The organism is Xanthomonas sp. WHRI 10207 (assembly GCF_040202975.1).
In the GTDB taxonomy this organism is placed as follows: Bacteria; Pseudomonadota; Gammaproteobacteria; order Xanthomonadales; family Xanthomonadaceae; genus Xanthomonas.
In genome coordinates this window covers 791,812-818,453 of the sequence record NZ_JBEGDX010000002.1, presented here as the reverse complement: position 1 = coordinate 818,453, position 26,642 = coordinate 791,812, and the positions used below count along the sequence as shown (strand labels likewise).

At 60.2% G+C, this 26,642-nt stretch carries 22 protein-coding genes, 1 other RNA gene and 1 pseudogene; 12 read left to right on the top strand and 12 right to left on the bottom strand.

Annotated features, from left to right (window positions below):
• Window positions 1–73: 73 nt before the first annotated feature.
• The 7 genes and pseudogenes from ABQU90_RS09110 to ABQU90_RS09080 all read right to left on the bottom strand — a co-directional run bounded on the left by ABQU90_RS09110 (window position 74) and on the right by ABQU90_RS09080 (window position 9,386).
• Complete coding sequence (locus tag ABQU90_RS09110; protein WP_115554434.1) at window positions 74–373, bottom strand: hypothetical protein; 300 nt, start codon at window positions 371–373, stop codon at window positions 74–76.
• A gap of 328 nt (window positions 374–701) precedes the next feature.
• Window positions 702–1,328: pseudogene (locus ABQU90_RS09105) on the bottom strand (RHS repeat-associated core domain-containing protein); the annotation flags it as partial.
• Between the two features lie 30 nt (window positions 1,329–1,358).
• Window positions 1,359–1,769: a hypothetical protein gene (locus tag ABQU90_RS09100; protein WP_153066776.1), complete on the bottom strand. Its 411-nt coding sequence runs from the start codon at window positions 1,767–1,769 to the stop codon at window positions 1,359–1,361.
• Window positions 1,759–6,444: an RHS repeat-associated core domain-containing protein gene (locus tag ABQU90_RS09095; RefSeq protein ID WP_323522338.1), complete on the bottom strand. Its 4,686-nt coding sequence runs from the start codon at window positions 6,442–6,444 to the stop codon at window positions 1,759–1,761. The genes ABQU90_RS09100 and ABQU90_RS09095 overlap by 11 nt, the downstream gene beginning before the upstream one ends.
• A gap of 163 nt (window positions 6,445–6,607) precedes the next feature.
• A complete protein-coding gene (coaE, locus tag ABQU90_RS09090) occupies window positions 6,608–7,246 on the bottom strand; it encodes a dephospho-CoA kinase (RefSeq protein WP_323522339.1) in 639 nt (212 codons plus the stop codon).
• 13 nt (window positions 7,247–7,259) lie between these two features.
• Entirely contained in the window at window positions 7,260–8,123 is an 864-nt protein-coding gene (locus tag ABQU90_RS09085) for a prepilin peptidase (RefSeq protein WP_323522340.1), read from the bottom strand.
• 6 nt (window positions 8,124–8,129) lie between these two features.
• Window positions 8,130–9,386, bottom strand: a complete 1,257-nt coding sequence (locus ABQU90_RS09080) for a type II secretion system F family protein (protein ID WP_407078774.1) — start codon at window positions 9,384–9,386, stop codon at window positions 8,130–8,132.
• Between the two features lie 326 nt (window positions 9,387–9,712).
• Here ABQU90_RS09080 and ABQU90_RS09075 point away from each other — a divergent pair, with 326 nt between their 5' ends.
• From ABQU90_RS09075 to pilB, 3 genes are all read left to right on the top strand, one after another.
• Entirely contained in the window at window positions 9,713–10,150 is a 438-nt protein-coding gene (locus tag ABQU90_RS09075) for a pilin (protein ID WP_323514585.1), read from the top strand.
• Between the two features lie 112 nt (window positions 10,151–10,262).
• Complete coding sequence (locus ABQU90_RS09070) at window positions 10,263–10,664, top strand: pilin (RefSeq protein ID WP_407078773.1); 402 nt, start codon at window positions 10,263–10,265, stop codon at window positions 10,662–10,664.
• A gap of 58 nt (window positions 10,665–10,722) precedes the next feature.
• On the top strand, window positions 10,723–12,456 hold the full coding sequence (gene pilB / locus ABQU90_RS09065; RefSeq protein ID WP_323522341.1) for a type IV-A pilus assembly ATPase PilB: 1,734 nt from the start codon (window positions 10,723–10,725) through the stop codon (window positions 12,454–12,456).
• Between the two features lie 554 nt (window positions 12,457–13,010).
• Here the strand turns inward: pilB and ABQU90_RS09060 are convergent.
• Together ABQU90_RS09060 and ABQU90_RS09055 are read right to left on the bottom strand one after the other, a co-directional pair.
• Window positions 13,011–14,405: a sigma-54-dependent transcriptional regulator gene (locus ABQU90_RS09060; protein ID WP_055848888.1), complete on the bottom strand. Its 1,395-nt coding sequence runs from the start codon at window positions 14,403–14,405 to the stop codon at window positions 13,011–13,013.
• A gap of 496 nt (window positions 14,406–14,901) precedes the next feature.
• On the bottom strand, window positions 14,902–16,518 hold the full coding sequence (locus ABQU90_RS09055) for a sensor histidine kinase (RefSeq protein ID WP_055848891.1): 1,617 nt from the start codon (window positions 16,516–16,518) through the stop codon (window positions 14,902–14,904).
• A gap of 232 nt (window positions 16,519–16,750) precedes the next feature.
• Here ABQU90_RS09055 and sucC point away from each other — a divergent pair, with 232 nt between their 5' ends.
• The 5 genes from sucC to ABQU90_RS09030 all read left to right on the top strand — a co-directional run bounded on the left by sucC (window position 16,751) and on the right by ABQU90_RS09030 (window position 21,323).
• Window positions 16,751–17,920, top strand: a complete 1,170-nt coding sequence (sucC, locus tag ABQU90_RS09050) for an ADP-forming succinate--CoA ligase subunit beta (RefSeq protein WP_055848894.1) — start codon at window positions 16,751–16,753, stop codon at window positions 17,918–17,920.
• Between the two features lie 24 nt (window positions 17,921–17,944).
• Window positions 17,945–18,820 (top strand): succinate--CoA ligase subunit alpha, encoded by an 876-nt coding sequence (sucD, locus tag ABQU90_RS09045; RefSeq protein ID WP_055848897.1) that lies wholly within the window; start codon window positions 17,945–17,947, stop codon window positions 18,818–18,820.
• Between the two features lie 139 nt (window positions 18,821–18,959).
• Window positions 18,960–19,265, top strand: a complete 306-nt coding sequence (locus tag ABQU90_RS09040; protein WP_323522342.1) for a hypothetical protein — start codon at window positions 18,960–18,962, stop codon at window positions 19,263–19,265.
• 24 nt (window positions 19,266–19,289) lie between these two features.
• The gene (locus ABQU90_RS09035; RefSeq protein ID WP_323522402.1) at window positions 19,290–19,661 is read left to right on the top strand and encodes an endonuclease domain-containing protein; all 372 of its coding nucleotides are present in this window, start codon (window positions 19,290–19,292) and stop codon (window positions 19,659–19,661) included.
• 21 nt (window positions 19,662–19,682) lie between these two features.
• Window positions 19,683–21,323, top strand: a complete 1,641-nt coding sequence (locus tag ABQU90_RS09030; RefSeq protein ID WP_323522343.1) for an NAD+ synthase — start codon at window positions 19,683–19,685, stop codon at window positions 21,321–21,323.
• On the opposite strand, the gene ABQU90_RS09025 is transcribed toward ABQU90_RS09030, so the two are convergent.
• The 3 genes from ABQU90_RS09025 to ABQU90_RS09015 form a co-directional block, all read right to left on the bottom strand.
• Entirely contained in the window at window positions 21,317–22,294 is a 978-nt protein-coding gene (locus tag ABQU90_RS09025) for a glycoside hydrolase family protein (protein ID WP_323522344.1), read from the bottom strand. The two genes, ABQU90_RS09030 and ABQU90_RS09025, sit on opposite strands and share 7 nt — an antisense overlap.
• A 48-nt stretch (window positions 22,295–22,342) precedes the next feature.
• Window positions 22,343–22,418, bottom strand: a non-coding RNA gene (locus ABQU90_RS09020) — sX9 sRNA.
• Between the two features lie 284 nt (window positions 22,419–22,702).
• Complete coding sequence (locus tag ABQU90_RS09015) at window positions 22,703–23,584, bottom strand: outer membrane protein assembly factor BamD (protein WP_323522345.1); 882 nt, start codon at window positions 23,582–23,584, stop codon at window positions 22,703–22,705.
• A 120-nt stretch (window positions 23,585–23,704) separates the two neighbouring features.
• Here ABQU90_RS09015 and rluD point away from each other — a divergent pair, with 120 nt between their 5' ends.
• The 4 genes from rluD to ABQU90_RS08995 are packed head-to-tail and all read left to right on the top strand — an operon-like array spanning window position 23,705 to window position 26,465.
• Window positions 23,705–24,700: a 23S rRNA pseudouridine(1911/1915/1917) synthase RluD gene (gene rluD / locus ABQU90_RS09010; protein ID WP_055848915.1), complete on the top strand. Its 996-nt coding sequence runs from the start codon at window positions 23,705–23,707 to the stop codon at window positions 24,698–24,700.
• Window positions 24,701–24,707: 7 nt separating this feature from the next.
• A complete protein-coding gene (gene pgeF / locus ABQU90_RS09005; protein WP_407078763.1) occupies window positions 24,708–25,517 on the top strand; it encodes a peptidoglycan editing factor PgeF in 810 nt (269 codons plus the stop codon).
• Window positions 25,514–26,044, top strand: coding sequence for a DUF4166 domain-containing protein (locus tag ABQU90_RS09000; RefSeq protein ID WP_055850321.1), 531 nt, complete (start codon window positions 25,514–25,516; stop codon window positions 26,042–26,044). The genes pgeF and ABQU90_RS09000 overlap by 4 nt, the downstream gene beginning before the upstream one ends.
• The gene (locus ABQU90_RS08995) at window positions 26,031–26,465 is read left to right on the top strand and encodes a thiol-disulfide oxidoreductase DCC family protein (protein ID WP_323522346.1); all 435 of its coding nucleotides are present in this window, start codon (window positions 26,031–26,033) and stop codon (window positions 26,463–26,465) included. The genes ABQU90_RS09000 and ABQU90_RS08995 overlap by 14 nt, the downstream gene beginning before the upstream one ends.
• Window positions 26,466–26,642 lie beyond the last annotated feature (177 nt).

Genomic DNA, 26,642 nt, shown 5'->3' with positions numbered 1-26,642 from the left:
CATAGTGTTTCCTTGAGCCCGCTCTTCGTGCACCATGTCCGTCAACCGCTTCCTAGCCGTGCTTGCTGGAATTTTAAAGGTTGAAGTTCGATTGGTCGGGTAATCCCTTCGAAGGTAGCTCCCCTGAAATGCTTAACCTAAGGATTTCCAACAGTCCTTCGCTGTCTGTCACCAAGCTATGTACGTGCTCTCTGGCTATAAAGACGGGCTTTTCGCCCTGCATGGCATCAATTGAATTGAACAGAAGAATTGATTCCTTCTCGCTGTTTGATTTTTCCCCTAGATATTTCAAGGTTTGGATAACTGGAATTCGAAGCTCGTTATCAAGAAATGTGATTGTGTAATAAAATTTGTTGACTTCTAGCTCGTACATTTCGTCTCCTTGGAACCTAATTGGCGATTGGGTTTAGGCCTGGCGTGCCAGAAATAGTGTATGCGGCTGCGCCACAAACAAATAAAGTCAGTCCTACTAATCTCGCTGCAGCACAGGCGTCAGGGTTGCTTTGACAGAAGTTTTCCTGGCAGCTACAGCTCAATTCTTTAGGAATCCAGCCTTGAACTGGGGTTCCACCGACTATCGAAGTGCCGACGATCCACCTGCGTCGGCAACTTTCTAGTGGGCGAGGTGAGCAGCGCCCTTCGCAAATTCTCAAATCATTTGTGTTACAGGCTGACCAACGCTCGATCAATTTATCCTTCGCTAACCCTTTGGAGTCGGTCCAGTTAAGAGGCGCTCCTCCAACATATGCGAAAGTGCTTATCCCGGCTAATAATCCAGCTGGATCACTCTGCAAATACCGCCCAGTCGTAGTGTCATAATCCCGGAAGTAGTTCTGATTCAACCCACTCGCCGCATCAAATCGCTGCCCCGGGAAGCGCATATCCAACACCAGCGCCGCGCCATCGCCATCCGGATCCTGATTCGGGGCGGTGTTGCCGAAGGCCTCGCCCTTCAAACTCCACGTCCATACCGCCACGTCGCGGGTGGGGTCGATCACCACGCGTGGGCTGCCCAGGTGATCGGGTTCGATGTAGTGCAGTTTGTTCGCGTTGGCGAGCAGGCCCACCGGTAGGTCGTCCAGCCAGATTGCCTGCTGCTTGACCGCGCCGTTGCTGTCGTAGTCGCCGAGCCAATGGCCGGCTTCATCGTAGAGCGTATAGGTGTTGGTGGTGCCGAGGAAACGGCGCACCTGCTCGCCACGGCCGTTGTAGCGGTAGTTCATGGTCACCGCGCCAGCGCGGCGGGCCTGGGTCATGCGGCCGGTGGTGTCGTAGGTGTATTGGCGGGCGGTGCCGCCGATGGCGGTGGTGTTGCCGGTGGCATCGTATTTGTAGCGTTGGTGGCCGTGTTAGCGCTGTCATTGATCAAAAGAATCTTTGGACTTGGTATCTAATACGGGTTCAAAAAAATTTATTATTTCTTTATATTCCTCTAGTTGAGCGGGTGTAATTAAATTTTTCTCGAAGTTAATTTGGACTAGTTCGTGTAAAAAAAATATTAACCTAGTGTCTTTACATTCATGATCTAAATTTAGTTCTAGTACGCAAGCGTCGATTGAAGGAAAGGTAGCGCCTCTTAAGAAAGTTCCGGTAACTCCTGCTTTAATGTTTGTTCCGCTTGCAGCCACGACGGCAGCTGAAAAATCACTGGGGTTACTAAATCCAAGTTGTAAAATGCCATTGGCCTTTCTAATTCTAAATAGTTTTACACTTGGCAATAGTTTGGTTGTAATTTTTTCGATTTCGTTGAATAAATTTTTAGCGTCCACGATTATTTCCCCATATTTCACTGATTACTGGGCCGCCGCCGGTGTTTGTGCAGCACTGGCAAGAGAATATGGATCCCATGTAAGCGCCATTAAGGAATACTGTCTGGTGCACTCCCTTCACGGAGCATATCCCGCCCATAGCAGGTGTAGCGGTCCTGGCTCTGCTGCCTCTTGGAAAGTCAAGGAGGGAATGGGCGGATGACGAGTACGGATAGTATCTTGACATTTCTGAGCATTCGTCATATTCGGGGTACATATCGGAGCAGGTTTTACATTTATCTTGTGTATCTGTTTTAGGAGAGGCGATAGTCCCGGTTTTGGGAGTTACGGTGATGGCGCCCATGGCGAAAATGGCTGCACACTCTACTGGGTGCTGCCTGCACCAAGTATCAACTGTGGTTTGCAATCCCAGCGGATCTGTCGAGTTTAAAGGGGACCCATAAACATAGTTATATGTTGAAACTCCACCGCCTAATCCAATCGGATCACTCTGCCCATACCGCCCAGTCGCTGCCTCATAATCCCGGAAGTAGTTCTGATTCAACCCACTCGCCGCATCGAATCGCTGCCCCGGGAAGCGCATATCCAACACCAGCGCCGCACCATCGCCATCAGGATCCTGATTCGGCGCGGTGTTGCCGAAGGCTTCACCCTTCAAGCTCCACGTCCACACCGCCACGTCGCGGGTGGGGTCGATGACCACGCGCGGGCTGCCCAGGTGATCGGGTTCGATGTAGTGCAGTTTGTTCGCGTTGGCGAGCAGGCCGACCGGTAGGTCGTCCAGCCAGATCGCCTGCTGCTTGGGCGCGCCGTTGCTGTCGTAGTCGCCTAGCCAGCGGCCGGCTTCGTCGTAGAGCGTGTAGGTGTTGGTGGTGCCCAGGAAGCGGCGCACCTGCTCGCCACGGCCGTTGTAGCGGTAGTTCATGGTCACCGCGCCAGCGCGGCGGGCCTGGGTCATGCGGCCGGTGGTGTCGTAGGTGTATTGGCGCGCGGTGCCGCCGATGGCGGTGGTGTTGCCGGTGGCATCGTAACTGCGGGCCACACCAGCGACGGCGCTGAGGCGATGGCTGTCTGTCGGATAGCTATAGATCTGCGTAGCCGCGCCGACCTTTGCGCTGAGACGGTTGCCGGTAGCGTCGTAGCTGTAGCCATCGATCAGGGTGCCGGTGCTACCGTCCTTCAGGCCGGTCAGGCGGCCCAGGGCGTCGTAGCCCAGGCCGATCTCCGGCGTGGGATTGCCCGCGGGCGTCAGCGCGGTGAGGTTGCCAGCCGGGTCGAAGCCGAAGCCCACTTCCAGCCCGCCGGGGCGAGTGTCCTGGATCGCCTGCGGGCGGTAGTCCAGGTCGTACTGGCGGGCGAGGGTGCGGCCGTTGCCATAGGTCCAGCCAGCAGCCGGGCCGAACGGGTAATAGCTGGCGTTGCCCAGCACCACTTGGCGGCTGCCACCAGCCGGGGTGACGCCCACTTCCGTGGTCTGGCCTTGCGCGTTGCGCACGTAATCGACCACTGCGCCATCCGGGTAGGTCATGCGCCGCAGCTGGCCGCCGACGGTGTAGTCGTAGCGCACCACCAGCGCCTTGCCGTTGCTGGTCTGCACCTTGCGCACCAGATCGCCGAAGCGGTTGTAGCAGTACTGGGTGATGGCGCCACCGTCCTGCATTTTGGTGAGGCGACCGATGGAGAAGGTCTCCCCACTGGTGCAGGCTGCCTGCGTCACGTCAAAGGTATAGGCGACATTGAGGCTGGTGGTGGGGTAAGTGACCTTGGTCAGGCGATTGAGCGCGTCGTAGCTGTAAGCGGTGGTGGTGCCGCGCGCGTCGGTCTGGGTGGCGCGGTTGCCGGCGCTGTCGTAGCTGTAGCTGGTGACGCCGGTGTCCGGGCTGGTGAGTTTCACCAGATCGCCGAAGCCGTTGTACTCGTACTTGGTGTCCAGGCCCTTGGGGTCGGTGACCTTGGTGAGGTTGTCGAGCGCGTCGTAGTCGAATGTGGTGTCGGCCTTGATGCCGGCCACATCCTGCAGGGTGCGCGACAGCCGGTTGAGCGGGTCGTACTCGCTCTGCGTGGCGGTTGCCAGCGCATCGGTGACCTTGGTGGCGTTACCGTTGGCGTCGTACTCGAAGTCGGTGGGGTCGCTGGCCGCGGTGGCCTGCGTTTTGAGCTGGCCAAGCTGGTTGTAGACGCGCGAGAGCGTGCGCTTCAACGTGCCTGCCGCATCTTTGGTGTCTTCCTTGATGCGATTGCCGGCATTGTCCAGCGTGTAATGCACGGTGTTGCCCGCGTTGTCGGTAATGTCGGTCAGCCGATGCGCCGCATCGTAGGTAAAGGCAGTGAACGCACCATCGGGCTGGGTGACCTGCTTGACCAAGCCGATGGGCCAGTAGTCGATGCGGGTGATGCGGTCATCGGCCTCGCTGGAGGCGTCGCTTCCGCGCAGCTTGGTGGCGGTCAGCCAACCGCGCGGGTGGTAGCTGTAGTCGGTGACGATGCCATTGGCATCCCTGATGGACAGCGGGCGGCCTGCGCCGTCGTAGGCGAGGTACTCGGTGGTCTGGCCTAGGGCATCTGTGATCTTTTGCAGGTCGCCGCGACGATACCTACAGGTAGCAGATTGCGCATTACATCCCGCACTGTCAGCAGTAAAATACGAAAAAATAATTGTATCTTGGTCTCCTGAGAGTGGGCCGTTCGTACTCATCACTAGTCCTACGCGTGGGCATGTCATTGCCTCAACATCTGCCTGCTCGCAATAGATAGATTTCGAACTCCTGGCCGTCCCAGAAACTCGATCTTCTGTCGTAGTACTCAATACTTGGCCGCGTGGATTGAATAAGTAGTTGATCGAGACATTCCCCGAAATTTGCTTAACTATTCTGTTAGTGTCTCTATTTCGCCAAATTTCTGTTGTGCGTTGCTGGGAAGTCCCACTGGCTTGTGTGTGCTGGCTCACCACTACACTTCCAAAGGCAACGTCGTTGCGCTCTTGGTAAGAGAAGGATTCGATATTTCCTGATTTTTCTGTTCGCGACGAAATTCTCCTTCGGAAGTCGGCGGAATATTCGTTATACTTGGTTGAGATTAGGCCTTGTGCCGAAGAAATGGTTAATATTTTTCTATAAGGCTCGGGCGCGGATAGCTTGATTTCTTCAATTGCACCGTTGGCATCCGTGTGTCTGATTAGATCATCAGTCAAATACTCGAATTTTCCACTTCTAACGCCGCCTGCGTGTTCTGAAAGAGTCGCCAGGCCATCGGTGTTATAATCATAATTTGCGTAAATTAAACCTGATTCATCTCGAATTCCTGTCAGTCCATCAGGGAAGTGGGCTGTCTCATAGTGGTAATTTTTAGACATGCCATCAGAGTAAGTGGTGTTAATTAGCCGTCCTGCTGTATCGTAAGAATAGGTGGCTGTATTTCCGCCCGAATCTCCAACTGTAGCGATCTCTGAGTTGTCATCGCCGGTGGGTGGGTTATAGGTAAAGTATACATAGCGGCCTGATGAGTGGGTGGCGCGAAGTATTCTTCGTTGGCTGTCAAAAGAGATTGATATGCTGTCGCCAGTCGAGCGCTCAATTAAATAGGCTTGCCCATAACTATTAAATTGATACCGCGCATCCCCTGTCTCAAGTTTATATTCGCCATTGGCGTAAGTAAGTTTGTCGCCGGAGCCGTCAATTGCCTCTCCACTCTGAAATACAACCAGGGAGCCGTTCGGATAGGTGATAGTATTGGCGCCGTTGCCTTGAGCAAAGCGAACGTTGAAGTTGTGCGTCCAGTGCTGCCCTCCAAATCCCCCCAAGGTTTTGAAAGAAGAATTGTAAGTTCTATAGAAATCAGTCCATGAGACATTAAGGTCGACTTCTTTCTGAAATTTGTTGCCCGTGGTCAAGCTAATCGGATTGTCTCGCAGATCACAGGGGGAGCAGGAAAAAGGTCTTGAATACAAGGTTGCGATATTGTCTCGTATGCATTTTGACCCGTCCCAAGCAAGGTGCTTAGCGCACTGCACAGGCCTGCGTCTCCACTGTTGCACCGTCCATAGTTCAGAGCAACTGCTCGTGTCACTAGCAATCATGTGGAATATTCGCGACTGAGTTGAGGGAACCCCGCCTAAGCCACCTTGGTCCTGCCAGCCTTCGGTAGGAATAAAATTTTTGAAATGACAGCTTGGATATTGCGAGTTGTAAGTCGCCAGAGTGGTGGAGTTGGCCAAATCCTCAGAAGCTACTCCAGGTTCTGCAACGCCATTTCCGGTATATAGCCAAGTCCCCGTTTCTAGCTGTCGAGGCCTGGCCCGATAAACATACCGTGTGGTTTCAAATTCTTGTTGGAGGTACTGTAGCTCTTCTGCATAGGAATACTCATCACCTTTGGAGCGCACTGCAGCTAGCGCTGAATTTTCACTGGGAAAAACGCCCGGGACTACATTAGTGGTCCAGGATTGCGGCGAGGCTGCGTTTGCATTGGTTGCAATCGCTAAAAATGCAAAAAGCGAGATGCGCTTAAACTTTCGATTCGAATTCCCTATAGGGGGGGTGAAAATCAATTTGAGCAGTATAATTGGTGTGTGAAAAAATTTTAGCAGCGAGGTGATCCTCATTAACCAACTCCATATTGTGCCAGCAGGAGCTGTCGCTAATTTCTGAGATTGATCCTTCATCTTATTGATCTCCATTGCATTGTTTCATGAGCGATTCGGAGCGCACTTATGCCAGAAGCAAGAATTTCGAGTGAAATCCAATCATTCGTCTTCTATGCGTTGATTAGGAATATTTGGCAGGATAATTGGATATTTAATGCGCAGTTTTATGCCGGTAAAGCTAAAGCTATGGATGATCTTATACGCCAGCGGTCTTGCCTTCCGTCCTCTTTGTAACTGCCTGTTCGCGGTAGGCCCAATCCAGGGCAATCGCCTCTTGTCTTAGTTGCTCTAGCTTGCCGTCGTTTTTCACAATGTCGTCGGCAATTGCAAGTCGTTCTTCGCGTGATACTTGCGAGGTAATCATCCGTTCTGCTAGTTCAAATGTAGCTCTGTCGCGCTTCACCAGGCGAGTATGCTGCAGCGCGACCGGTGCATCGATGACAAGGATACGATCCAGCCAAGGGTATGTAGCACGGCCGCCTGCTTCGGTAAGCAAGGGGATGGCGACGATGGCATAAGCACCTTCAGCGGTCTTGGCCGCGCGCTTCAATTCTGCGCGAATAGCGGGATGGGTGATGTCTTCTAGCGCTCTCCGTTGGATTGGATCGGCGAAGACAATTCGGCGCAAGGCCTGGCGATCTAGCGTTCCCTCCGGAAGCAGGATGCCTCGACCGAAGCGATTTGAGATAGCGTCGAGTATCGATCCGGGCGCCACCACTTGCCGCGCTACGACATCGGCATCAATGACCGGCACAGCCAGCTTCTCGAACTCGGCGGCCAGCGCGCTTTTACCAGAGGCAATGCCACCGGTGAGGCCGACGATGAAGTCGCTCATCGTCGTGCTCCGGTCAACGCAGGCCTGCGAAGTGCAGGTAGCCATCCACTAGATCATTGCCCCAGAAGAACACCACCCAGCCGGCGATGGCCAGGTAGGGGCCGAACGGGATCGGCGTGGCGCGGTCGCGACCCTTGGCCGCCAGCCAGATCGAGCCGAGGATGGCGCCGACCAGCGAAGAGATCAGGATGATCGGCAGGATGCCTTTCAACCCGCACCAGGCGCCGAGCGCAGCGAGCAGCTTGAAATCCCCGTGGCCCATGCCTTCCTTGCCAGTGAGCTGCTTGAACAGCCACCACACGGTCCACAGCGACACATAACCGACCGCCGCACCCAGCAGGGCGGGCTTGGCCGGCATATAGAGGTTATCCATCGAGCCGACCAACCCCAGCCACATCAACGGCAGGGTCAGCTGGTCCGGCAGCAGCTTGTGGCGCATGTCGATGCCGGACATCGCCACCAAAAAGCAGCTCAGCACGATCGCGCCGAAGCCCTGCCAGCCGAAGCCGAAGCGCCAGACGCTGGCTACGCACAGGATGGAGGTGAGCAACTCGACCAGCGGGTACTGAATGGAAATCGGCTTGCCGCTGTAACGCGACTTACCGCGCAGCATCAACCAGCTGACGAGCGGGATGTTTTCCCACCACTTGAGCTTGTCGCCGGTGACCGGATCATGGGACGGCTCCACCACGATCCCCGGCGGTGGCGGCTCGTATAGCTCCGGTAGTTCGAGGATTTCGCGCGCATCGCGCCGCCACTGCCACTCCATGCGCTTGGGCAAGCGCAGGATCACCACGTTCAGGAAACTGCCGATCAGCAGTCCCAGTCCGGCCGCGGCAGGAAAGCCGAGACCGGGATGCTGGTCGAGAAATGCCATGCTTCTTTATACCACCGAGCCAAGCTTGAAAATTGGAAGATACATGCCGATCACCATGCCGCCAACTATGGTGCCGATGAACACCATGATTAATGGCTCAAGTAGGCTGCTCAATGCGTCCACGGCATTGTTTACTTCCTGCTCAAAATACTCTGCTACTTTAAATAGCATAGCATCAAGTGCGCCGGCTTCTTCGCCAATAGACGTCATCTGAACCACCATGTGTGGAAAAAGATTGACTTGTTTCATTGCCATGTTTACAGGGTATCCCACAGAAACATCGTCGCGCATGCGTAATACTGCTTCTTCATAAACTTTATTGCCAGTTGCGCCAGCGACAATGCTTAGCGCTTCAACTAACGGGACGCCTGCCTTGAACGTAACTGCGGTTGTTCTAGCAAAGCGTGCGATTGAGCTGTTATGCATAATCTGCCCAATAATCGGCACCTTTAAAACTAGCCTGTCCATTCCATGTCGCATGCGCGGAGAGCGTTTGTATGAGAAGATGAATCCTGCAATCGCTGCGGCGCTAACGAGTAGCATAAGCCACCAATAAGAAACCATGAAGCGTGAAGCTGCAACGATCATCTGAGTAAATGCTGGTAGTTCTGCTCCAAATCCTTTGAATACGTCTTCGAACTGAGGTACGACAAAGACAAGCAGTATGCCGCTAACAATAATTGCTACTGCCATCACCATTGCAGGATAGAATAAGGCTTTTTTTATCTTTCCTTTAAGTGCTTCAATGTTTTCCTTGTAGTTTGCAACAGTGTCTAGAACTGTTTCAAGGACGCCTGCTCCTTCGCCAGCGCGCACCAAGTTTCGATAAAGATCATCGAATTGAACAGGGTGTCTCGAGATCGCTTCATAAAGTGATGATCCGCCTTCGATATCGCTTCGGACCTGGCCAACCATTTTTTTCATGCGAGGATTCTTGTGTCCTTCGCCGATGATCTCTAGCGAGCCGACGATAGGCACACCGGACTTCATCATTGTTGCCATTTGGCGGCTAAAAAACGCGATATCTTTGGACGATATCTTTTTGCCAGCTGCGCCAAAAAGCGGCTTAGGTTTTGTCTTCACAACTATCGGCGTGATTCCTTGCCGCCTCAGCTCTGCGCGCAACATGTTTGCGTTGCGCGCAGTCTGCTCCCCCTTCATCTTGATGCCACGTTTGTCTGTACCTTCCCAGACAAAAGGCACCATCTCGTTTACGTTTCGGTCAATGGGCTGTTTCTTGATGTTGCTACGAGCGACTGACATAAGCCTTCCCCACGGCCATCCCCAGGCCGGCACTTTGCAATAGTAGCTTGTTTGCTCTGTCTCGGCATGCTGCGCGGTGGTCTGTTTGGGACCTTGGCAAGGGCAAAATCTGACCCGCAGCGTCACTTCTGTCACGGACTCGCATTTGTCAAATAAGGCGCTTTCCTGGAATGGCTTTGTCTGCAACCATTGCTTCGGGGCGTGCTTCGGTAGAGCAAGTTGGCATGAATTGTGCTTGCCTTTGATGCGCGTGTGGCCAAAAGATGTGACGTTAGTCAGCTATCACTCAAAAATGAATCATTCAACTCTCTAGGGGACGTATTACAATGAAGAAGCAAAATGGTTTCACTTTGATCGAACTCATGATCGTCGTAGCGATCATCGCGATCCTGGCAGCTATTGCTTTGCCGGCTTACCAGGATTACTTGGCTCGCTCGCAGGTGTCGGAAGGACTTTCGCTTGCTTCAGGCGCGAAGACCGCTGTGGCTGAAACTTTCGCTAACACTGGCGCATTCCCGGCCAACAATGCTGCCGCTGGTCTTGAAGCAGCCGCGAACATCAAGGGAAAGTACGTGACGTCTGTGACGGTGGGAGCGGGTGGGATCATCACTGCAGCGTTCAACGCTACGAATGCAAAGCTGAGTGGCAAGAATCTTGTCCTAACCCCGACTGACAACAACGGTTCGATCAGCTGGGGCTGCACCGCCGGTACCACGATTGATCAGAAGTACCTGCCTACTTCTTGCCGCACTGCGGCCCCGTAACATCGGGTTGTTTTGAAAGGCCCCGGCTCGTCCGGGGCTTTTTTACTTCTGCTTGAGTGTAAAGCTCAAAGGGGGCAAAGTGAGGGTTCGCGGATTCACTTTGATTGAATTGATGATTGTGGTCGCCATCATCGCCATTCTTGCTGCAATTGCATTGCCCGCATATCAGGATTATCTAATAAGAGCCCAGGTGGCGGAAGGTTTAAGTCTCGCCTCAGGTGCCAAGGTGGCGGTGGAGGAGTTTCACTGGGCTCAAAGCGTTTCGCCGACGTCGAACTCTCAGGCTGGGTTAGGGAATGCTGACACCATCAAGGGCAAATATGTGTCGTCCGTCACTGTCGGTGCTGGTGGTGTCATAACAGTGGCGTTTGCTAATCAGAGCGCCAGCCAATCCATTCGCAGCTCACAGTTGCAGCTGATACCTGACTGGTCTGGCGCAGGCTCAACAGTGTGGCGGTGTGATGGGTCCGGCACTACACTTCAGGCAAAGTATTTGCCTCAAGCCTGCAGATGATGGGCTTGATCACGCCGCGGTTGGATTTATAAGTGCTGTACTGATGTTGAGGTGAACGATGAGCATCCCATTGACTGCAAATCTTGTAGGAATTACCGGAATTGCTCGTAGGCTGGTGCAGGATGGCGCCCTGGAGGAGGGCGCTGCTCGAAGCGCGATGGACCAGGCTGCTCTTGCAAAGGTCCCATTGCCTCAATGGTTCTCGGAAAAAAGGCTCGTTTCTGCCTCGCAGTTGGCGGCCGCAAATGCGGTCGAGTTTGGCATGCCCTTGATGGACGTGTCTGTTTTCGATGCCAACCAGAACGCGGTCAAGCTGGTCAGCGAGGAGTTGCTCCAGAAGTACCAGGTGCTGCCGCTGTTCAAGCGCGGCAACCGGTTGTTCGTGGGGGTGAGCAACCCGACCCAGACCAGGGCGCTGGACGACATCAAGTTTCACACCAATCTGGTGGTCGAGCCGATCCTTGTCGATGAGGACCAGATCCGCCGGACGCTTGAGCAGTGGCAGGCAAGCAATGCGTCGCTAGGTTCATCGCTCGGCAATGACGATGACGACATCGGTGACCTGGACGTGTCGTCCGGGGACGAGGACATGGGCGCCGGCGGGGATTCCGGGGTCGATGCCAAGGGTGACGACACGCCGGTGGTGAAGTTCGTCAACAAGGTGCTGGTGGATGCGATCAGGCGGGGAGCCTCCGACATCCATTTCGAGCCGTATGAAGACGACTATCGGGTGCGTTTGCGCATCGACGGCTTGCTGAAGAACGTGGCCAAGGCGCCGGTGAAGTTGAGTCAGCGCATTGCGGCGCGCCTGAAGGTGATGTCGCAGCTGGATATCGCCGAAAAGCGGGTGCCGCAGGACGGGCGAATCAAGCTCAACCTGTCCAAGACCAAGCAGATCGACTTCCGTGTGAGTACCTTGCCGACGCTGTTCGGCGAGAAGGTGGTGCTGCGTATTTTGGACGCCAGTGCAGCCAAGCTGGGAATCGAGAAGCTGGGCTACGAGGCGGACCAGCAGAAGCTGTTCCTGGATGCGATCCACAAGCCCTACGGCATGGTGCTGGTGACCGGGCCGACCGGTTCGGGCAAGACGGTGTCGTTGTATACGGCGCTAGGCATCCTCAACGACGAGACACGCAATATTTCCACGGCCGAGGATCCGGTCGAAATCCGCTTGCCCGGCGTGAATCAGGTACAGCAGAACGTCAAGCGCGGCATGACGTTTGCGGCGGCGCTGCGCTCGTTCCTGCGCCAGGATCCGGACATCATCATGGTCGGCGAAATCCGCGACCTTGAGACAGCCGAGATCGCGATCAAGGCGGCGCAGACCGGCCATATGGTGCTGTCGACGCTGCATACCAACGATGCGCCGCAGACCATCGCGCGTCTGATGAATATGGGCATTGCGCCGTACAACATCACCTCGTCGGTCACGCTGGTCATCGCGCAGCGTTTGGCGCGGCGGCTGTGCAACAACTGCAAGCGTAAGTCGACGCTGCCGGAGCATGCGCTGCAGGCGGAAGGCTTCACGCCCGAGCAGATCGCGAACATCGAGCTGTATGAGGCGGTGGGCTGCGATGAGTGTACCGAGGGGTACAAGGGTCGTACCGGTATCTATCAGGTCATGCCGATGACTGACGAGATCGGCGCGATCGTGCTGGAAGGCGGCAATGCGATGCAGATTGCCGAGGCCGCACAGAGGGTTGGCATCCGCGATCTGCGCCAGTCGGCGTTGATGAAGGCGTCGCATGGCGTGACCAGCCTGGCCGAGATCAATCGTGTGACGAAGGACTGAGTGAGTGGGGATTCGGGAGTTGGGATTGGGGATTCGCAAGAACCCCGATCTTCGCGGATAGCCCCAGATCTGCTTCTTCTGTCTGAGTCAGCTGGCATTGAAGGCTTCGCGTCATGTGACCAGTTTGGTTGATTTTAGTCTGGTGACCAAGGGCTGATTGAGCGGGAATTCGGGAGTCAGCATTAGGAATTCGCAGAAGCGCCAAGCGCTGCACGCCACCCGCTACCGCTAACCGCTCAATGGGAGGCTAGATGCGAGCCCTAGATTGTTACCGGTGCTTGTGCTTGCCGGCAGTGAGGAAGCCCGCGCATTGTGTAACGACCCAGGCCGAGATCAACCTTATGGCCAAGGACCGAAAATCAGGTTGGGTAACTGGAACAGCATGGGGCCTACACATTCCAGGCTTTCTGTCGTAGCCACCACTAGCAGCGATCAGGCTCGAATGCGGGGCTTGCGACGCTTCAGTCACCGCGACCTCGCCGGCAAGCATGATCGAAGCCGGCTGCCCGCTTTTACGAATCCCCAATGCCGAATCCCCAATCCCGGCCTTTCAGCTACTCCATCCCTAACTTCTTCAGCTTATAGCGCAGCGCACGAAACGTGATGCCCAGCTGCGCGGCGGTCTTGGTTTTGTTCCAGCGGTTTTCTTCCAGTGCCTTCTGGATCGCGGCGCGCTCGAGCTGCTCGATGTAGGAGGGCAGCGCGGAGGAGGCGGGGTCGATATCCACCACGGCTTCGCGCGGTTCGACCGCTGCGCTGCCCGGCGTCGCGGCCAGACGGTGGCCGCCGTGAGCGGGTAGACGCAGGTCGGTGGCACTGATCTGGTCGTCTTCGGCCAAGGCCAGGGCGCGCTCGAGGATGTTTTCCAGCTCGCGGACGTTGCCCGGAAAACCGTACGTGTCCAGCGCGTCCAGGGCCGATTGGGTCAGCAGCGGAATTGGCCGGCCGTGGCTGCGCGCCAGGCGCGCAATGATGGCCGCGGCCAGTTGCGGCAGGTCGCCGCTGCGCTCCCGCAGCGGCGGCACACGCAGTTCGATCACGTTGATGCGGTAGTAGAGGTCGTGGCGGAAGCGGCCGTCGGAGACCAGATCGCCGAGGTCCTTATGCGTGGCCGAGAGGATGCGCACGTCCACCAGCGTTTCGCCGGAGGCGCCGACCGGGCGCACCGATTTTTCCTGGATCGCGCGCAGCAACTTGACCTGCATCTGCAGCGGCAGCTCGGCCACTTCGTCCAGGAATAGCGTGCCGCCGTGCGCGGCCTGGAACAGGCCGGGTTTGTCGGCATGCGCGCCGGTGAAGCTGCCCTTCTTGTGGCCGAAGAACTCGCTTTCCATCAGTTCGGCGGGAATGGCGCCGCAGTTCACCGGCACGAACGGGCCGGCGGCGCGTGCGCCTTGCTCGTGGATGGTGCGTGCGACCAGCTCCTTGCCCACGCCGGATTCGCCGACGATATACACCGGCGCCTGGCTGCGCGCGACCTTGCCGATGGTGGCGCGCAGGCTCTCCATCGCGGTCGAATCGCCAAGCAGGCGGCTGGCCTGTTCGGGCGGCGGCGGGGGCGGTGCAGGGCGGTCGCGGTTGTTCAGTTCCAGCGCGTGCTTGACCAGACCGCGCAGCACACTGATGTCCACCGGCTTGCTGACGAAGTCGAAGGCGCCGGCCTTCAAGGCCTCCACCGCCAGATCCATGCTGCCGAACGCGGTGATCATGGCGACCGGGGTTTGCGGATAGTGCTTTGCGATTTCGGTGACCAGTTCGATGCCGTTGCCGTCGGGCAGCCGCATGTCGGTCAGGCACAGGTCGTAGGGGTTGCTGGCCAGCAGCTCGCGGGCCTCGGCCAGGTTGGCGGCGGTGCTGATGCGCAGGCCCATGCGGCCCAGGGTGAGAACAAGCAACTCGCGGATATCACGCTCGTCATCGACAACCAGGGCACTTTTGGGTTCGCTCATGGTGCGCACGATAGCCCAGCGTGATGACAATCGACAATTACCTGCAACGATGGCGCGGCAGGGTGGCTCAACGGATCGGGCGGGACGCGGGCCAGAGGTGTCGGACGGCCATCAAGGCCTCGGCGCGCTTCCCGGGCACATGCGATCTGATTCACACGCGGCCCTTTGTTCGAGTGGCAGCTGCTTTTTCAGCCGTTTTCAAGCGTTTGATCATCGGCATGCTGTTCTCGAAAGCATCGCCCATAGACCAACTACAGCGTGGACGTCGCCGCACATCGGACGCATGCCCACGCGCAATACAGCAGCGGCGAACCAATGCTGCCCACACACGCAATCGCGAAACGCCCGAATCGGCAAACTCACTTAGAGCAGCTCACAAAACATAGCGAGCACGTCAGGTGGGGCGCGGAAGGCGCGGAGGAAAACGGGGCGTACTGGTGTTCATGCCGACTTCGAGCACCGGCCGCGCCCGCCCGGTGGATGCGCAGTCCTTCTGTTAGTTGCTCTTGCCCTGCAAGTTATTGGGCCCCTGCAAGGCAATCCGGAAACACGCCCCACCACCGGGAACCGGGACATAGTCCAGTTGCGCCTGGTTGGCGCGGCACAGCTCCTGGGCGATGTACAGGCCGAGCCCGGTGCCGTGTTCGGAGGTGGTGTAGAACGGGCGGAACAGTTGCGCGGCCACCGTCTCCGGGATGCCGGGGCCACGATCGACGACATCGATCACCGCCATGCGCTCCTGCCGCTCCACGCGCAGTTTTACCCGAGCCGGTTCGTCCATGACGCGGCCGTACTTGAGCGCGTTATGGACCAGGGCGGTGAGAATTTGATACAGGTGCTTGGGGTCGACCAGGGCATGTACCGAGCTGCCCTGGATGCTGGCCTCCAGGATGTCGGTTTCCATCGACAGGGTCTGCCGGTATTCGACCACGAAGCGGCGCACGAACGCGGCTAGATCCAGGTTTTCCGGGCTGGCGCGTTCGCGACGGGCTAGTCCGAGCACGCTTTCGACGATGCCGTTGGTGCGCTGGCATTGCTGATGGATGATCTGCAGCAAGCGGCGGTCTGCATCGCCGATGTCGGGGGATTCTTCCAGCAATTGCGAGGCGTAGCTGATCGCGGCCAGCGGGTTGCGGATCTCGTGGGCCAGGCTGGCCGAAAACCGCCCCATGGCCGACAAGGTCAGCGATTCGGCGCGGCGCGAGACCACCGTGGCATCGTCCAGAAACACCAGCACCAGGTCGCTGTCGGCGAGCAGGCGCACGAAGCGCGGCTGCACTTCCGGACGGTCGGCACCGAGTTGCAGCGGCGCTTCTTCCTGTCGCCAGCCGCTGCGCCAGCGCTGCAGCCTGCGTGCCAGTTCCGGGGTGAGCGCGGCCAGCGACAGATCCGCCGGCGCATTGCGTTGGTCGCCATCGCCAAGCAGTGCCAGTGCCGCTTCGTTGGCCAGGGTGATGCGGTTATGCGTGTCGACCACCAGTACGCCGGTGCGCATGCGCCGGATGATCAGCTCGTTGATCTCGTAAAGATTGGCGACCTGCGCGCCGCGTTCTTCGGCCAGCACCTGGTTGCTGCGCGCGCGCGCGGCGATCTGCTGGCAGATATAGGCCACCGCCACGTAGCTGGTGGCAAACATCGCCAGCTCGGCCAGCGGGCGGGTGGCACCGCCTTCGAGCAGCGTCCATAGATATTCGAGCACGATGGCGATGCTGGCGAGCACCGCCACGCTCATGCCGTAGCGCAGCCGCAGCAGAATCGAGGCGGCTGCGACATTGAATAGCAGCATCATCGCGATGCCGGCGCTGGCGCCGGGCAGGGCGTGGGTGGCCAGGGTGGCGGCGAGGATGTCGGCCACCACCGCGCACAACACGGTGGCGGTCAGCCGGCGTTCGCTGCGGCCCCAGAACAACAGCGGGATGGCCATGCACAGGTAGCCGATCGCCACTCCGGCAGCCAGACGCGGGTAGCGCGGCTCGGGAATGGCGTCGGACAAGGGACTGAACACCAGTGCGGCGATCAGCCCGGCCACCAGCACCCGGTACAACGAAAAGAAGTACAGCTCGCGCTGCGGCGCGGACTGCACCCGGGCGATGAGCGATGCAATGGAGGTCAAGCCGATTCCCCGCCGTAACAAGCCGCGAGTATAGGCAGGTGCGGTCCTGGGCACAGCGCGTGCGCACATTGTCGGCCGGCGCGCAAGCGCGGCGACCGGACGGGCAATGCCGGCGAATTTTGCGCCGCACGGCGTGGTCGGCCACAATAGGCGGCCCGTTCGCGTCTTTCGACGTGCCGCCCCGGCGGTCTGCGTTGCACGCAGCGGTCGTTTCCTTTTCCCACGGTGACGCATGAATTTCCACGAATACCAGTCAAAACAGCTGCTTGCCGAGTACGGCATCCCCGTTCCGGCCGGCAAGGTCGCAGCGACCCCGGACGAAGCGGTTGAAGTCGCCAATTCCCTGGGCAAGGGCCCCTGGATGGTGAAAGCGCAGATCCACGCGGGCGGCCGCGGCAAGGCTGGCGGCGTCAAGTTCTGCAAGACCACCGACGATGTGAAGGCCGCAGCGGCCAAGATGCTCGGCACCAAGATGTCGACCTACCAGACCGCCGGCGTCGAGCTGCCGATCAACCTGGTGCTGGTGACCACAGCCGGCGAGATCGTCAAGGAGCTGTATCTGTCGATCCTGGTCGACCGCGGCACCAAGACCATCACCTACATCGCCTCGTCCGAAGGCGGCGTGGAGATCGAGCAGGTCGCTGCCGAAACGCCGGAGCTGATCCACTCGCTCAACGTCGATTTCGTCGAAGGCGTGCAGGGCTACCACGGTCGCGATTTCGGCTTCAAGCTCGGCCTGAACGCCAAGCAGGCCGGCCAGTTCGCCAGCATCATGGTGAACCTGTACCGCCTGTTCAACGAAAAGGACCTGGCGCTGGTTGAAATCAACCCGCTGGCGATCCTGGACGACGGCAACCTGTACGCGCTGGACGGCAAGTTCGACAGCGACGACAACGCCGCATTCCGTCAGAAGCAGCTCATCGCCATGCGCGACAAGACGCAGGAAGACGAGACCGAAGTGACCGCTTCGGAGCTGGACATCAACTACGTCACCATGGACGGCAACATCGGTTGCATGGTCAACGGCGCAGGCCTGGCCATGGCCACCATGGACGTCATCAAGCTCAATGGCGGCGAGCCGGCGAACTTCCTGGACGTGGGCGGCGGTGCGAACAAGCAGCGCGTCATCGAGGCGTTCAAGCTGATCCTGTCCTCGGCCAAGGTCGAAGGCATCTTCGTCAACATCTTCGGCGGCATCGTCCGCTGCGACATGATTGCCGAAGGCATCATCGCTGCGGTCAAGGAAGTGGGCGTCAAGGTTCCGGTCGTGGTGCGCCTGGAAGGCACCAACGTGGAAGAAGGCAAGCAGCTGCTGCGCGACAGCGGCATGGCCATCATCCCGGCCGACAACATCAACGACGGTGCCAAGAAGGTCGTTGAAGCTGTCAAGAACGCCGCCTGATTCACGACACCGAAGGAACTATCCATGTCCGTTTTGATTAACAAGAACACCAAGGTGATTGTGCAGGGCTTCACCGGCCAGCAGGGCACCTTCCACGCCACTCAGATGATCGAGTACGGCACCCAGGTCGTCGGCGGCGTGACCCCCGGCAAGGGCGGCACCACGCATATCGATCTGCCGGTGTTCAACACCGTGGCCGACGCCGTGCAGAATACCGGCGCCGATGCGTCGGTGATCTACGTGCCGCCGCCGTATGCGGCCGACGCGATCCTGGAAGCGGCTGCGGCCGGCATCAAGGTCATCGTCTGCATCACCGAAGGCATCCCGGTGCTGGACATGCTGCGCGTCAAGAATGTGCTGACCCGCTCGCATCCGGACACCGTGCTGATCGGGCCGAACTGCCCCGGCGTGATCACCCCGGGCGAGTGCAAGATCGGCATCATGCCGGGCCACATCCACAAGCCGGGCAAGATCGGCATCGTGTCGCGTTCGGGCACCCTGACCTATGAAGCGGTCAAGCAGACCACCGAAGTGGGCCTGGGCCAGAGCACCTGCATCGGTATCGGCGGCGACCCGATCAACGGCCTGAACTTCGTCGACTGCCTCAAGCTGTTCAACGAAGACCCGCAGACCGAAGGCATCATCATGGTCGGCGAGATCGGCGGCGACGCCGAGGAAGCCGGTGCCGAGTACATCAAGCAGTTCGTGAAGAAGCCGGTGGTCGGCTTCATCGCTGGTGCGTCGGCTCCGGCCGGCAAGCGCATGGGCCACGCCGGTGCGATCGCATCGGGCGGCAAGGGCACCGCCGAAGGCAAGTTCGCGGCGATGGAAGCCGCTGGCGTCAAGACCGTCCGTTCGCCGGGCGATCTGGGTGCGGCGATTGCTGCGCTGGTGAAGTAAGTACTCGCTGCGCGCAAGCCTGCGAGTTGAGAGAGGCCACCTTCGGGTGGCCTTTTTTATGGCTCGGTAGTGCTTCCCTCATCCGCCCTTCGGGCACCTTCTCCCGCATGCGGGAGAAGGGAGTGACGCAGGCAGTTGCGTGGCTGATAGATGGCGGGAGCGGGAGCGGGAGCAGGAGCAGGAGCAGGAGCAGGTGCAGGTGCAGGAGCAGGAGCAGGTGCAGGAGCAGGAGCAGGAGCAGGTGCTGGAGCAGGTGCTGGAGCAGGTGCTGGAGCAGGAGCAGTTGCAGCAGGAGTTGCAGCAGGAGCGGACTGTTTTAGCTTCGTGCCTTGGATTTCCCCTCTCCCGCTTGCGGGAGAGGGGTAGGGGTGAGGGCAGCTTTCCCCTACCCCCCAAATCGATCGCAACCGATAGCTGGCACCGGCAGTTCCATAACACGCTGTGATCTGACAAAAACCTGATGCATCCAATGCGCGCTGGCGAAAAAATTCGATTTGCGAAAATCTTGCGACGCGAGATGACCAACGCCGAGCGCGCGCTTTGGTACCGCCTGCGTGATCGGCGCTTGCTGGGCTTCAAGTTTCGCAGGCAGTGTCCGGTCGGGCCGTACATCGCCGATTTCGCCTGTCTGGACTGCGCATTGATCATCGAACTTGATGGCAGCCAGCATCTGAACGCCTGCTCCGATGCAGTACGCGACGCCTTCCTGCAGCGCGAGGGCTTCCAGCTGCTGCGCTTCTGGAATAATGCGGTGCTGGCGCGCACTGACGATGTGTGCGACGCGATTGCGCAAGGCTTGTGCGTTGCCCGTTCTTCTTTCCCTCCTTCCGGCGTTCGGTAGGAACCGCAAAAGGCTGCCGATATGTCCCAGATCCTCCGCATCGCCATGGCCCAGTTCGACTTCCCGGTTGGGGCGGTGGCAAAAAATACCGATCGCATCATCGAGTTCATTGCCACGGCACGCGATGAGTTCGAGGCGGACATCGTGCTGTTTCCCGAACTGGCGATCAGCGGCTACCCGCCGGAAGATCTGCTGCTGCGTCCGGGGTTCTTGGCGCACTGCGAACAAGCATTGACGCGCATTGCGGCGAGTACGCGCGGCATTGTCGCCGTGGTCGGCTGGCCGCAGAGCGCCGGTAGCGTGGTCTACAACGCGGCCAGCGTGTTGCGCGATGGCCGCATCGAAGCGACCTACCGCAAGCGCGAGCTGCCCAACTACGCGGTGTTCGACGAGCGTCGTTATTTCGATGTGGACCCGGATGGCGACAATTGCGTGGTCACGGTCAAGGGCGTGCAGGTGGGTGTGGTGATCTGCGAAGACCTGTGGTTCGCCGAGCCGCTGGCCAAAACCGTGCACGCCGGCGCCGAGCTGGTGCTGGTCCCCAATGCCTCGCCGTACGAGCGCGGCAAGCACGCGCAGCGCGATGCGCTATTGGCCGAGCGCACGCGCGAGAGCGGGGCGGCGATTGCGTATCTCAACGTGGTTGGCGGCCAGGACGCGCTGGTGTTCGACGGCGCCTCGGTGGTAGCCGATGGCGACGGCACCGTTCATCCGGCCGCCGCCGCCTTTGTCGATCAATGGCTGGTGGTGGACTACGCCGCTGGCGAACGCCGCTTCACCCCGGTGGTCTGGGTGGACGATGGCGACGAGAGCATGGACGCGCTCGCCTGGCGCGCGGTGGTGCGTGGCCTGCAGGATTACTGCCGCAAGAACGGCTTCAGCAAGGTGTGGCTGGGCCTGTCCGGCGGCATCGATTCGGCGCTGGTGCTGGCGATGGCGGTCGACGCGCTGGGCGGCGATAACGTCACCGCGGTGCGGCTGCCGTCGCGCTACACCGCCGGTCTGTCCAACGATCTGGCCGAGGAACAATGCCGTGCGATGGGCGTAAAGCTGGAAACCATTGCAATCGAGCCGGCCTTCGAAGGTTTGCTCGCCGCGTTGGGGCCGATGTTCGAAGGTACCCAGCCGGATATCACCGAAGAGAATCTGCAGTCGCGCAGCCGTGGCGTGATCTTGATGGCGCTGTCCAACAAGTTCGGCGGGTTGCTGCTGACCACTGGCAACAAGAGCGAATACGCAGTGGGCTACGCCACCATTTACGGCGACATGTGCGGTGGCTACGCGCCGCTGAAGGATCTCTATAAGACCGAAGTGTTCGGCCTGGCGAAATGGCGCAATACCGTCGGCGGTGCGCCGGTCATTCCACCGGCGGTGATCTCGCGCCCGCCATCGGCCGAGCTGCGCGACAACCAGACCGACCAGGATTCGCTGCCGCCCTACGATGTGCTGGACGGCATCCTGTATCGCTATGTCGACCAGGAGCAGTCGCGCGACGAGATCGTTGCCGCCGGTTATGCGACCGATACTGTCGAACACGTGCTGCGCCTGGTGCGGATCAACGAATGGAAGCGCCATCAGGCCGCGCCCGGGCCGAAGATCTCGCGACGCGCGTTCGGTCGCGAGCGGCGTTACCCGATCACCAACGGGTATTCCGGTCAGTAACCCGGCGAGTCGGCCATCGCTGCGGTGGCCGGCGGTTGCGCGAAGCGGGTTAGCAAATCAAGAGTCGGCTTGGGTCGCGTCAGGTCGTACATCAGGCCGAAATGGCCTTCTGCGCCCTGGATGGTGGTCTGGTCCAGCAACTCGTAGACATTGATCTCGGCGACCACGTCGGCATAGTTGGCGCGCACGTTGCGCAGCAGCTGCGCCAGGCTGTCGAAGCAGCCGCGGTCGCCTTCCGCGCCGCCGGTGGTGTTGCCGGTGTAGACCTCGGCGCAGTTCAGCTCGTTGAAGAACACCGGCGTGTTGTAGGTCTGCGCGGCGGTGCGTAGCTGGCCCAGGTACAAGTCTGTCCAGTAGCCGGCATCGTGGTGGAAGGCGTAGTAGTGGAAGCTGATGTGGTCGAAGTCGAAACCGGCGGCCTTGGCCTTGGCAAGAAACCATAGCGAGCCATTGCGGTCGCCCGGGCAACGCGCGTTGGCGCTGCGGTCATCGCTGTTGCAGGCGGTGATGTTGATGGTGAAACGCAGGCCCGCGCCCAGTTCGTTGGAGGCCTGGCGCATCCCCAGATACATGGTGGTCATCGCGGCAATGCGGGCATCGGCTTCGGCGCGCACCAGGTCCTGTTCGTTGCCGATCTCCCAGACCTTGATGTCGGCCGCGTAGCGACGTGCCAGTTGGTAACCGATCTCGCGCGACATCGGGTAGACCATCGGGCGTAGCGTGATGCCGTACTGACGCGCCAGTGGCACCAGGGCATCCAGCGTTGCGTAATCGCGCGGATCCACATCGAAGCGGTAGCTGCGCAGATTGCGCGCGGCCAGCAGTTTGAAGCGTGCCTCGGCCTGGGTCATGGGGTAGCCGGGGCGATTGTCGTGGGCGTTGACGCCGTAGACGATCGGGGCCGCGACTGAGACCGTGCTCAGTGTTGCCAGCGACACCGCGAGCAAAAATAGGGCGATGAGACGAGACATGCGGCCTCCTTGGCTGGCGCCGGCGGGGAGTCGGATCTTCCTAAGAGCGGCTAACAAACCGTCGCGAGCAGTCGTCAGGTGGGTGTGGACGGCGCGCAGGAACCGGAGTGTATGCGTGGTACATGCCGACTCCGAGAACCGGCCGCGCCCGCCTGGCGATGAGCACAGTCGTTTTGTTAGCTGCTCTAAGGCTTGAGTATAGGCAGGCCAGCCCGCCGGTTCGGTGATCTGGCGCCGGTTACGGGACGCGCGCGGGCTTGCGATACGCCGGCACAGGGAGCGAGCACGCGCGCACAGACGCGACCGCAGTGGGGAGCGCTCACTGCTGCGGCGGCTTGCCGCACCGACCTCTCAGGCATGAAAAAGGGGCCTTTCGGCCCCTTATGTATTCGGCAGTGACTGCAAGTCTCAGTCGCGGCTCATCTGTGCATTGCGCTGACCGGTAGCGGCGGACTTCTCGCCGGCAAACGGGTTGAGCTTGCGGATCGCCCAGGGGTACTTCGGCCAATTGCCGGTCAGCCACGGGTGCTGCGGGCTGTTGAGTTCGAGCACGCGGCGCGCGTCTGCGGCCAGGGTCTTGTTGCCAAGGTGTGTGTAAGCCTCCGCCAGCACGGCAACGGCGTCGTACTGATAGGCGCTCTGCGGGTAGGTTTCCAGCAGGTAGTTGGCGCGGCCGGCTGCGGACACCCAGGCGTCGCGGCGCAGGTAGTACAGCGCGTTATCCAGCTCGTGCTGGGCGAACACATCGCGCAGCTCGATCATCCGCTTGCGCGCATCGGGCGCGTAGCGGCTGTTGGGATAGCGGTCGGTGACCGTATTGAAGTCGTTGTAGGCCTGCTGCGGCGACGACAGATCGCGGCGGCTTGGGTCCAGCGACCACACCCGGCGCAGGAACACCGTGTCGCGGTTGCTGTTGGCCAGCCCGCGCAGGTAGTACAGGTACGAGATGTTGCGGTGCGTGGGATAGGTCCGGATGAAGCGGTCGACGCTGGACACCGTGTCGTCGTGCTTGCCGGCCTTGTACTGGGCGTAGGCGCTTTCGATCATCGCCTGCTCGGTGTACGGACCATACGGGTACTGGGCGATCAGGCGCTTGTAGCTGGCTTCGGCGCCAGCCCAGTTGCCTTTCTCCATCAGGCCGTGGCCTTTGCCATAGAGCTGCTCGACCGGCATGCCCTCATCGGGATTCTTGTCCTTGGCGCCGCGGTGGCAGCCGGTGACGACGAACGCCATGACCAGCATGAGGGCAATCAGGCGCGCAGGCGCGGAAAACGTGGACCGTCGGATCATGGGTCTGGGAAGGACGCGTCAGGAAAACGAAAGCGCGATGATAGCCTAGTGGCCTGTCCGGCGACTGACTCCTGCCTCCCGGACCCCTAAATTCCCGTTTTTGCCTGAGTGCCAGTGTCCATGTCCGACCCATCTGCCGACCCCATCGACCCGTCCATCCGTCAGGCCATCGTGCCCGATAACGCCGCAGGGCGCCGTTTCGACGCGGTGCTGGCCGAGCTATTCCCCGAATTCTCGCGCTCGCGGCTGTCGGAATGGATCAAGTCCGGCGATGCGCTGCTGGATGGCGAAATGGCGCGTCCGCGCGACACCTTGCGCGGCGGCGAGAGCGTGCAGCTGCAGGTGGTGCTGGAAACCCAGACCCATGCCGCCCCGCAGGACATCCCGCTGAACGTGTTGTACGAAGACGACCAGGTGCTGGTGATCGACAAGCCTGCCGGCTTGGTCGTACACCCAGGCGCGGGCAACCCGGACGGCACCCTGGTCAATGCACTGCTGTTCCGCGACCCCGCGTTGTCGGCGGTGCCGCGCGCCGGCGTGGTGCATCGTCTGGACAAGGAAACCAGCGGCGTCATGGTGGTTGCGCGGACCGTGCAGGCGCAGACGGCGCTGGTGGAACAGCTGTCCGCGCGCGATGTGCATCGCCAGTATCTGGCGGTGGTGGTCGGTGCGCTGGTGTCCGGCGGCACCGCCAATGCGCCGATCGACCGCCATCCACGCGATCGCCTGAAGATGGCGGTGCGCGACGACGGCCGCGACGCGGTCACCCATTACCGGCTGCGCGAACGCTTCCGTGCGCATACCGCGCTGGAATGCCGCCTGGAAACCGGGCGCACCCATCAGATTCGCGTGCATATGGCGCATCTGAAGTCGCCGATCGTTGGCGACCCGCTGTACGGCGGCGCGCTCAAGCTGCCCAAGGGCGCCACCGACGAGCTGGTGCACGAGCTGCGCACCTTCAAGCGCCAGGCGCTGCATGCCGAAACGCTGGAGTTCCTGCATCCGGTCAGCGGCGAGCCGGTGCGCGCCACCGCACCGGTGCCGGCCGACCTGCAGCGGCTGATGACCGCGCTGCGCGAAGACAGCGCACGTGCCGCCGAGCTGGCGCGCCGCTGAAGTGACAGTGGTCGCGCCTTGCATCCTGCCGGCCGACTGGCCTGCGCCGCCACGCATCCAGGCGCTGACTACATTGCGCTACGGGCTGGGCGGCTCGCTGCCGCCGTTCGACACGCTCAATCTGGGCAACCGCAACAGCCCCGAGGGCGATACGCCCAAGCAGGTGGAGCGCAACCGGGCGCTGCTGGTCGAAGCGCTGGCGTTGCCGAGCGCACCGCACTGGTTGCGGCAGGTGCACGGTGTAGAGGTGGTGCGCGTCGAAGCGCCGCCATTTGCATCCGATGCGCGGTCGGATGGCGCGGGCGATCTCGCGCCAGCTGTGTCTGAACCCATTGCCGATGCGGCTGTCACCGCTGTGCCTGGCGTGGTGCTGGCGATCCTCACTGCCGATTGCCTGCCCGTGGTGCTGGCGGCGGTCGATGGCAGCGAAGTGGCGGCCGCACATGCCGGTTGGCGCGGGCTGGCCGACGGCATGCTGGAGCGCAGCGTGGCCGCCATGCGTACGCCTGCGTCGCGGTTGATCGCATGGCTGGGGCCGGCCGCGGGACCGCAGACATATGAAATCGGCGATGACGTCTTCGACGCATTCGTCGCCGACGATGCGCAGGCGCAGGACGCCTTCATCGCCACGCGGCCGGGGCATTGGCGGGTGGATCTGTATGCACTGGCGCGCCAGCGCTTGCAGCGTGCCGGCGTGCCGGCCAGCGCGATCCATGGCGGCGGGCTGTGCACCATTTCCGATCCGCAACGCTTCTTCTCGCACCGCCGCGACCGTCGCAGCGGACGCATGGCCACGCTGGCCTGGATCGCGCCCTGAACACGCCATTGTTCGCGCAGGTACTCGGCCAGGATGCATTCGCGCAGCTGCCTGCGCCGGTGCGTGCGCTGCACTCGGTGCAGCAGCGGCAGACCTTTGGCGGAAGGGCGCAGATTCAGCGCGGTCGTCATGCCTTGGTGCCGTTGCTGGCGTTGCTGAGCCGGTTGCCGCGCACTGGCGAGGTGGATGTCGAAGTGGAGTTTCTGGTCGATGCGCACGGCGAGCGTTGGCATCGGCGTTTTGCCGGGTTGCCGATGTATTCGCGGTTGTGGCGGCAGGGCGGCGCACTGCGCGAGCACCTGGGCGCGGTGCGCTTCGAATTCGCGCTGCGTGCCGATGCCGACGCGTTGTACTGGCAGGCCACGCGCGTGTGGGCATTCGGCTGGATCCCGCTGCCTGCGCGCTGGTTCGAGCAGGTGCGTTGCCGCGAGCATGCCGACGCTGGCCGCTATGGATTTTTCGTCGACGTGCACCTGCCGCTGGTCGGGCCGTTCATTCGCTACGAGGGTTGGCTTGCGCCAGGTTGAATCGCCGCAGGTTGATGCGCGCAGTGCGCCGGCAACCATCGTGTTCGATGGCGTGTGTCTGCTGTGCAATGGCTGGGTCACGTTGCTGCTGCGCCACGATCGACGTGGGCGTTATCGCTTTGCCGCGATGCAGGGGCACGCCGGGCGCGCGCTGTTGCAGCAGCACGGGCTGGACCCCGATGATCCGCTGTCGTTTTTGCTGGTGGACGACACCGGTGCATGGACCGACAGCGATGCGATCGTGCGCGTTCTGGCCGGTTTGGGTGGCGTTTGGCGCTTGTTTGCAGTGTTGCGCATTGTCCCACGTGGCTTGCGCGACATCGGTTATCGCCTGATCGCGCGCAATCGCTATCGCTGGTTCGGGCGTACCGAGCACTGCATGCTGCCCACACCTGAGCAGCGTGCGCGGTTCCTGGATTAGCCCTCTCCGCTGCGAAGCCATCTCCGCGTAGGAGCGCACCTGGGCGCGATGGCGCGTTACCGATAAAGCTTGGTCGCGCCCTGGTGCGCTCCTACGAAGATTCGCTCATCTGTGCGATGGCTCCACGATTTAGCGTGTTGTTTGCGGCGGTGCGTGTCTGATCGAGGATGGAAGACA

Coding starts and splice junctions, on each gene's coding strand:
- ABQU90_RS09015 (WP_323522345.1), bottom strand. CDS start 23,584: ATGATCCGACGGTCCACGTTTTCCGCGCCTGCGCGCCTGATTGCCCTC.
- rluD (WP_055848915.1), top strand. CDS start 23,705: ATGTCCGACCCATCTGCCGACCCCATCGACCCGTCCATCCGTCAGGCC.
- coaE (WP_323522339.1), bottom strand. CDS start 7,246: ATGAGCGACTTCATCGTCGGCCTCACCGGTGGCATTGCCTCTGGTAAA.
- ABQU90_RS09095 (WP_323522338.1), bottom strand. CDS start 6,444: ATGGAGATCAATAAGATGAAGGATCAATCTCAGAAATTAGCGACAGCT.
- ABQU90_RS09110 (WP_115554434.1), bottom strand. CDS start 373: ATGTACGAGCTAGAAGTCAACAAATTTTATTACACAATCACATTTCTT.
- ABQU90_RS09085 (WP_323522340.1), bottom strand. CDS start 8,123: ATGGCATTTCTCGACCAGCATCCCGGTCTCGGCTTTCCTGCCGCGGCC.
- sucC (WP_055848894.1), top strand. CDS start 16,751: ATGAATTTCCACGAATACCAGTCAAAACAGCTGCTTGCCGAGTACGGC.
- ABQU90_RS09035 (WP_323522402.1), top strand. CDS start 19,290: ATGCGCGCTGGCGAAAAAATTCGATTTGCGAAAATCTTGCGACGCGAG.
- ABQU90_RS09025 (WP_323522344.1), bottom strand. CDS start 22,294: ATGTCTCGTCTCATCGCCCTATTTTTGCTCGCGGTGTCGCTGGCAACA.
- ABQU90_RS09080 (WP_407078774.1), bottom strand. CDS start 9,386: ATGTCAGTCGCTCGTAGCAACATCAAGAAACAGCCCATTGACCGAAAC.
- sucD (WP_055848897.1), top strand. CDS start 17,945: ATGTCCGTTTTGATTAACAAGAACACCAAGGTGATTGTGCAGGGCTTC.
- ABQU90_RS09075 (WP_323514585.1), top strand. CDS start 9,713: ATGAAGAAGCAAAATGGTTTCACTTTGATCGAACTCATGATCGTCGTA.
- ABQU90_RS09030 (WP_323522343.1), top strand. CDS start 19,683: ATGTCCCAGATCCTCCGCATCGCCATGGCCCAGTTCGACTTCCCGGTT.
- ABQU90_RS09070 (WP_407078773.1), top strand. CDS start 10,263: ATGATTGTGGTCGCCATCATCGCCATTCTTGCTGCAATTGCATTGCCC.
- pilB (WP_323522341.1), top strand. CDS start 10,723: ATGAGCATCCCATTGACTGCAAATCTTGTAGGAATTACCGGAATTGCT.
- ABQU90_RS09060 (WP_055848888.1), bottom strand. CDS start 14,405: ATGAGCGAACCCAAAAGTGCCCTGGTTGTCGATGACGAGCGTGATATC.